Annotated in this window: 7 protein-coding genes; 2 read left to right on the forward strand and 5 right to left on the reverse strand. The window is 60.5% G+C overall.

Annotated elements, in window-relative coordinates; translation table 11 throughout:
* The 3 genes from OXS27_RS31365 to OXS27_RS31375 all read right to left on the reverse strand — a co-directional run.
* A partial coding sequence (locus OXS27_RS31365; RefSeq protein ID WP_267361573.1) for a DUF2142 domain-containing protein occupies positions 1-1,175 on the reverse strand: 1,175 nt, incomplete at its 3' end.
* A complete protein-coding gene (locus OXS27_RS31370) occupies positions 1,172-1,963 on the reverse strand; it encodes a glycosyltransferase family 2 protein (RefSeq protein WP_267361574.1) in 792 nt (263 codons plus the stop codon). The genes OXS27_RS31365 and OXS27_RS31370, both read right to left, overlap by 4 nt.
* Entirely contained in the window at positions 1,963-2,946 is a 984-nt protein-coding gene (locus OXS27_RS31375; protein ID WP_267361575.1) for a WcbI family polysaccharide biosynthesis putative acetyltransferase, read from the reverse strand. Before OXS27_RS31375 ends, OXS27_RS31370 begins: the two co-directional genes overlap by 1 nt.
* Positions 2,947-3,346: 400 nt before the next feature.
* On the opposite strand from OXS27_RS31375, the gene OXS27_RS31380 reads away from it, so the two are divergent.
* Positions 3,347-4,393 (forward strand): hypothetical protein, encoded by a 1,047-nt coding sequence (locus OXS27_RS31380; protein WP_267361576.1) that lies wholly within the window; start codon positions 3,347-3,349, stop codon positions 4,391-4,393.
* A gap of 307 nt (positions 4,394-4,700) precedes the next feature.
* Here the strand turns inward: OXS27_RS31380 and OXS27_RS31385 are convergent, their stop codons facing one another.
* Positions 4,701-4,907, reverse strand: a complete 207-nt coding sequence (locus OXS27_RS31385; RefSeq protein ID WP_267361577.1) for a hypothetical protein — start codon at positions 4,905-4,907, stop codon at positions 4,701-4,703.
* A gap of 121 nt (positions 4,908-5,028) precedes the next feature.
* On the opposite strand from OXS27_RS31385, the gene OXS27_RS31390 reads away from it, so the two are divergent.
* Positions 5,029-5,610: an SGNH/GDSL hydrolase family protein gene (locus tag OXS27_RS31390; RefSeq protein ID WP_267361578.1), complete on the forward strand. Its 582-nt coding sequence runs from the start codon at positions 5,029-5,031 to the stop codon at positions 5,608-5,610.
* Here the strand turns inward: OXS27_RS31390 and OXS27_RS31395 are convergent.
* A partial coding sequence (locus tag OXS27_RS31395) for a GDSL-type esterase/lipase family protein (protein WP_267361579.1) occupies positions 5,574-6,273 on the reverse strand: 700 nt, incomplete at its 5' end. The genes OXS27_RS31390 and OXS27_RS31395 overlap by 37 nt on opposite strands.

A 6,273-nucleotide genomic window follows, 5' to 3' on the forward strand; every position in this document is an offset into this window, starting at 1 on the left:
GACGTCATTAGCAAGAAACGCTCTCGCCGTGACGGCAATGACTCACGGCGAGGAATAAGCAGCGGTATCAGAAGCGCGCAAATCCACAGTACGTAAATTGCCACCGGAAGTGGCTGATCGTACCAGCCGAAGACGCCGATCATCCCCTTGGCGAGCGCCACCAAGTGTTTCAAACTAAATAGAAAATTTGTCGGCACAGTTGCAATGCGTAGAAGGGTAGACAAGAGCACCTCTGCCTGCGCTACTGGATCGGTGCTGTTGAACAACGCTGGACGCACCGACGTCCAGAGGGGACCAGCCTCGTAGGTAGGCCGGGGCACCGGTGCCGCTACGAAAGCCGCCACGCCCATCGTCCATAGGACGGCAGGGGTGACGGTCAGAGCGATCAATAACAGCCGGTGCCAGTAGAAGCGGAGACACCGGCGGGCTAGCGGGAGCGGTATCAGCAACATCACGGCGATTGGCGCGTATGGCGGCTTGGCCAGCACGATCGCGGTGATCGCCAGGACCGCTCCGGCCAGGCGTGGCCGCGTGCCCTTCTCGCGTTTGGACCATGGGGTAAGCAGGGCCGCGGCCAGGGCTGCTAGTGCGACAATCAAGCCATCCTGGCTGAACGAGGCCGCAAGCGAGAGCGACATCGGCAAGCAGAGAAGCGCGAAGAGGGCGGCCCGCCCGTGGGTGGCATAGGCCAGAGCCGCGAGACCCAGAGCCATGTAGGCGGCGGCGTTTGTGAGCCGCCCGAGCCGGGCAGCTGCCGCGCGATCTAGGCCAAGCGCCCTTCCCACTGACAGACCGAGCGCGCTGGGAACGTACAGGAGGGGTGGATAGGTTGCGATGGTGTGGAGAGGCACGAAAACCTGCCCATTGCTCAGTACGGCATCTCGTGGCGCGAGAGTGCCGCCGAAATCAGGGGGGCGGCTGCGGGCGAGGTCGTCCCAGGGGGAGTCGAGCGTGACCCCCGCCACTCGGTGGACGGTGCCGTCGGCGTAAGGCACATCTGCGCGGTGTCCGAGCCACTGTCCTTGAGCGAGCGCGGCCGCCCGCGCCAGGTGTCCGGCCTCGTCGGCAACCTCGCCCATCGGAACGATCATCGCCAGCGCGACACAGACCGGCAGGCCCAGGCACAGGAAGGCGAGGCACCAGAACCGCGCCCCCTGGGCGAACTGCGGGGTCAAGGCCGCGCCCCGGCTTGCCCGGACGGCGGAACAGTCTGAGACGCGATGACGGGTGAGAACAGCGGCGCATTCCTTACGCCGAGACGATGTAGGCGATAAGCCAGTGCGGTCTGGAGCACGCCGAGGCCGTATACACAGCTGCGCCCCAAATCGATCGAGGAGGCATCGTGGAAGTAGCGCGTCGGACAGGAAATCTCACCGATCCGAAAGCCGGCATGTATCGCTTGAGCGAGCATCTGATTGTCGAACACGAAGTCGTCCGAGCAAGCTTGGAGCGGGACGACCTCGAGAACTCCCCGGCTCCAGGCGCGGTAGCCGGAATGGTACTCGGAAAGCTTTTGCCCCATCAGCCAGTTCTGCACGAAAGTCAAGCCGCGGTTGGCGGCGTACTTGTACAGCGGCATCCCACCCGACAGCGCACCCTTGCCCAGGATGCGTGACGCCAGCACTGCGTCGTACTCGCCCGACACGATCATTGATGCCATGGCCGTGACGAGACGCGGCGCATACTGGTAGTCCGGGTGCAGCATCACCACGATGTCGGCGCCCCGTTCCAGCGCGATCCGGTAGCAGGTCTTCTGGTTTCCGCCGTAGCCGCGGTTGCGTGGATGGCGATGGGTATAGATCCCGAGAGTCTCGGCAAGTGCCACAGTCTCGTCGTGGCTGGCATCGTCGATCAGAATGATGTCGTCAACAATGTCCAACGGGATCTCTGAGTAGGTCCGCTGGAGAGTAGCGGCCGCATTGTAGGCGGGGAGGACGACGGCGATCCGTTTTCCAAGCAGCATCACGAGCCTTCCGCTATGCGGCAAAGATCCGCTCGGAGATCCACATCGGTTTGCCACTGCATCACCCTGTTATTAAACAGGGACGTTCGAGGCAGGCGCGCGTACGCGTCGAAGCTTTCCTCGATGAAGCGGCTGAGCGACATCGTCGAGCGTGATGTGCGCCGTCCCGATGCCGGCCGCAGGAAGAGAGCGCTACCGGCAACGCCGTAATGGGCGGCGATCTCAGGATAGACCGGCCAGCTCTCCCCTTTCCCGGGATCACCGGATAGATAATCCTCAAGGTTACATTGCTGATAGCGAATCCCTGCTCGCTCGAGGAGCCCTCGGGCGAGATCGACGACAACATGCAGCTTGATCTGATTGACCGAGTGCATGAAGCAGCCCCGCCGCATCCAACGCGCGAGGGACGCTTCCAAATCATAGTCCGCCTCAGCACCGACCTTATACAGCCGCGTCGCGGCCTCGGCCCAAAATTCGAAGTAACCAACCCGCTCGAAGGCGCTGCATTGGAACAACTTCATCACTGCGCCCTGGGACAGACCAGAAAGGAAACCGAACAGGACGAGCGCGGAATGTAATTGACCCATCGGCCCTACGATCGGGGAGCGGTGATCGGAACCGACACGAATCTGATCGGGGTGGAAGGCTGCGAACGCAATCGTTGGAACGCGCACGACCTTGGTATGGCCGTGCGAGCCCGCGACCGCTCCAACTGGGCGGCAGAGTGGAAGATCGCTTCTTAGGAATACTATATCATGCCGATCGAACTCAGATAAGAGTCGTTCTGCTGTATAAAGTTTGACCGCGGCGACAACGGGCTTGAATGTGACAGCTGCCTCCGGTGCGATGCATCCCATCGCATGCGCGACCGCGGCGCTTTGCTCTCCTCCGACGACGAGGAGGCGCGGCGAGCCACTCGACTGCCGAGCGGAGAAAATCGATTTAACTCTCTGAATTATGGAAGTATCGAGCAACGACGTCATCACTATATGCCGAAAATTCAGTGTTACAGATATAGCGCACGGACGCCAAATCTGCGTTTTGCCGCGGCCAAGACGACGAAATCGACTTGAGGTAGGGCATGAAATTTAGATGTACGCATTTTTTATGCTGTCGTTTGCGGCAGGACTTGCCACACCATTCAGGACCGTATACGTGGGAAAAAATCACACGTCAATGAGCTATAGCATGTTGTCACGTTTTAGATCGTCGTACCGCAGGACATTTGCCGCCCCAGCCGTTGTCGTCGCCAGCGGATGCATCTGCCGCCAAACCGTGTGTGAACAGAGCCGTTTGTGGGGTTTCAGCCACTAACACCGCAGCAAGCTGCAGTCCCGAGTACTTCCGCGGCACAAAGCATCCGACGGCAACCCCGGTCTGACTATGCGCTTCTTCATCGACCACGATCAGGGCAATTCGATCCGCGGCTGGATCGTGCCCGACAATCCCCTCGCCATCAGCCGAGTTTCCGTCTCCGTCGATGGACGCCGCGTGGCCGAGATCTCAGCCAGCGTCATTGACGAGGCGTTCAAACGCAATGGCTGGCACGCGACCGGGCAATGCACCTTCGTACTCACCGATGCGGAGGTGCCGGGGCTGCCGGAGATCCCGCGGCTCGAACTCTACGACGCCGACACAAACGTGCTGATCTACCGTCGCTTGCCGCCGGACGGGACGGTCCCACTACGGACCATGCTAATCAACACCGGCATTGAGCCCGAGACGGCGCTTCAGACGGCGCTCTTCCCACATTTTCAGCACTGCCACTTCAACGTGCATCGCCTGTCTGACGAGATCATGAGGAGTCTTCTAACGACACAAGCTATGCCGTCCGCGCTTTTGTCGGGCGCAATCGTGATCCCGCGTTACGAGGATTATATGACGCCGGACCTGATGGTCACCGCTATCTTGTTACAAGAACCACATGTCGAGATGGCAACTCGTTTGCTCTGGCTAAAGGCGCGGGGTGACGAGGCCGCCGATCCCGCTCGCAGTTGGCGCCTGGGCCCGCTCGCCGAGGCCGCATCCTTCGCGGACGAGTATGATTTCACCGACGTAAAGAGCTTCAAGCGGTTCTTCCGCATGCTGCCAGAGGCAGCCTACCGGCTGCTGTACAATCCGCTGACCCGCCAGCTCGGAACTCGCTTGCCAGAGGATCCTCTGCACCCGGGAAATTCGATCGTCGCGGTGGAGGTTCTCGCTCGGGTCGGCATCGTCGGCCACAAGGTCCAGTTCCCCGCCTTCGCGTCGATGTTGTTCGACCGCCTCGGCGTCGACGCGCCGATCCCGATCATGCCGCCGGTGCCCGCCGAGACCCAGGCGTTGGCGGAGCGGCTCAAATCCGTCAAGGCGATCGAGGAGATGCTCGTGTTCGACGTGGCCCTATCCGACATGGTGAAAGCTTCGGTCGGGAAGCACTGGGACGGTTGATCTTGAGTGGCGCGCAAAACGGATTGAATAGGAACTATGTAGAAATCAATTATGACTTCTAATAAGATGAGCCCATGTATACTACATTTGGTTATAGCGGCATAATGATTGCAGGATATGGCGGCCGTTTACATGTGTATGTTTGATTGCGTGTGACAGCATTACTTAGACAAGCGTCCGTTGAACAAATTTCGTCGTCGCCAGCATTCTGCGGTTAGCCGCCTGAATGCTAAATAAGTCGGATTTAATATTTTAGGATGAGAACCGGGCAATGGGCAAAAACAGAAACTATCATCAGCAGCAAACATCAGCCTCGAGAAACAAAATTCCCCCCAGTGATAATTGAAACATAAATCTTAAGGACGTTCTGTGCATTATTGCGGTGGCTGTCTGGTCGATAGCAATTTTGAATGTTGACCATCGTGTCCATCGATCGCCGCCAATTGTCTCGTACCTGATCTTCACAGGCTTTCAGATACGCTGACAATCGTTCATTCGGTGTCAGGATGGTCATGTATGCTCCCTCGATTCACTCGTTTGTAAAGGATTGGCGGAACCGAAGTTTGCTTCGACAACGCGCAGATACGCGTTGGGCGCAAATTCGAACTGACCTAGCCGCCGCTCCCGAGGGGGGCGTGCTGCTCGTCGGCAACTCGCACGCAGCTTTGCTGGAACATCCCCAGATCGCCGGTCGACCGCCGAGCATCAATATTGCTGTCGGCGGTATTACCGCACGTGGTTGCGCCACGCGGCTGGCACGCCTCGACACGCCGGCACGAACCGATGCCGCAGTGCTGATCATCGGGACGAACGACGTCGCCCGGCGCCGTCGCCCGGAAAGGCCGGCCACGGGGCGACGGTTCGAGGCCGACGTACGGCGTATCCTCGCGATCCTTGGTAATTGGTCCGCGCATGTCTTCGTCGCCGCCGTGCCGCCCCTCGGCCCCGACGCGGCGGACCATGACGCGGACGCCGTCGTGACCTTTTCAGAGCGCCTTGAGCAACTCTGCGCGGAGAAGCGGCACGTCTTCTTCGATCCATTCGCGGGCATTCGCACGAGCGCCGGAGGCCGCGCGACGACCGGCCTTTTCTCCGACGATATACATCTGGCCGACTACGTGGCCCTCGCTGGTGAGATCGATCGGGTTGTCGGCTCTGTCCTTGATGGCGATCGTCGATCTCAACAGTCGAGTGAGCGGGCAGGCGTTGTTGGATAGAAGCGTAAACGAACGGCGCCGAACGTCCTGTTCGACGCCCGGGGATGCCGATCCCGCGTCAAAGTTGAGGCGGCCCGGATCGTCGGTACCTGAGAAGGCGCGACGCGAAGGCTGACCAGCCGAACCACCTCCTTAGCCAAGCCGGGATAATCGGCCAGGTGAAAGCCGTCGCGATGCAGTCCCGCCAGCGCGAAACCGCTCTCGCCGTCGCGGATCCCTGCGAACGGGTCGAAGAAGGTAACATTGCTTCGCCCGCATAACGCCCGAAGGCGTTCAGTGAAGGCGATTACCGACGCGGGGTCACGACCCGTGATCCATGAGCCGATCGGCGGGACCGCCGCTACAAAGATATGTTCCGCCCAGGCCGAAAGGGTCTGCAAGATCCGGTCAACGTCGTCGGTGAAGCGGTCGGCAGCCGTCGGCCGGTCTGGGTGTCGCCAGCGCAGAATGTCGTTGGTGCCGACGAACAGCACGGCAGCTGTGGCACCGGCGTCAGGGTGCAGGCTGGCGAGGTGGCGTGCACAATCGGCTGCCGTGCTGCCGCCGATGCCGAGATTGACGCAGCTTCGGCCGCCGAAATCAGGTGTTCCCAGGAACTCGGCATGCGAGTCTCCGACCAAGGCGACGTAGCCGTTCGGTGCCGTGCGGAGCGCGGCGCGAATA

It is taken from the genome of Methylobacterium sp. GC_Met_3 (genome assembly GCF_026540775.1).
Lineage (GTDB): Bacteria > Pseudomonadota > Alphaproteobacteria > Rhizobiales > Beijerinckiaceae > Methylobacterium.

Bases quoted from the DNA above. Each gene is read 5' to 3' on its own strand.
- OXS27_RS31375 (WP_267361575.1), bottom strand. From the start codon at position 2,946: ATGACGTCGTTGCTCGATACTTCCATAATTCAGAGAGTTAAATCGATT.
- OXS27_RS31370 (WP_267361574.1), bottom strand. From the start codon at position 1,963: ATGCTGCTTGGAAAACGGATCGCCGTCGTCCTCCCCGCCTACAATGCG.
- OXS27_RS31385 (WP_267361577.1), bottom strand. From the start codon at position 4,907: ATGACCATCCTGACACCGAATGAACGATTGTCAGCGTATCTGAAAGCC.
- OXS27_RS31380 (WP_267361576.1), top strand. From the start codon at position 3,347: ATGCGCTTCTTCATCGACCACGATCAGGGCAATTCGATCCGCGGCTGG.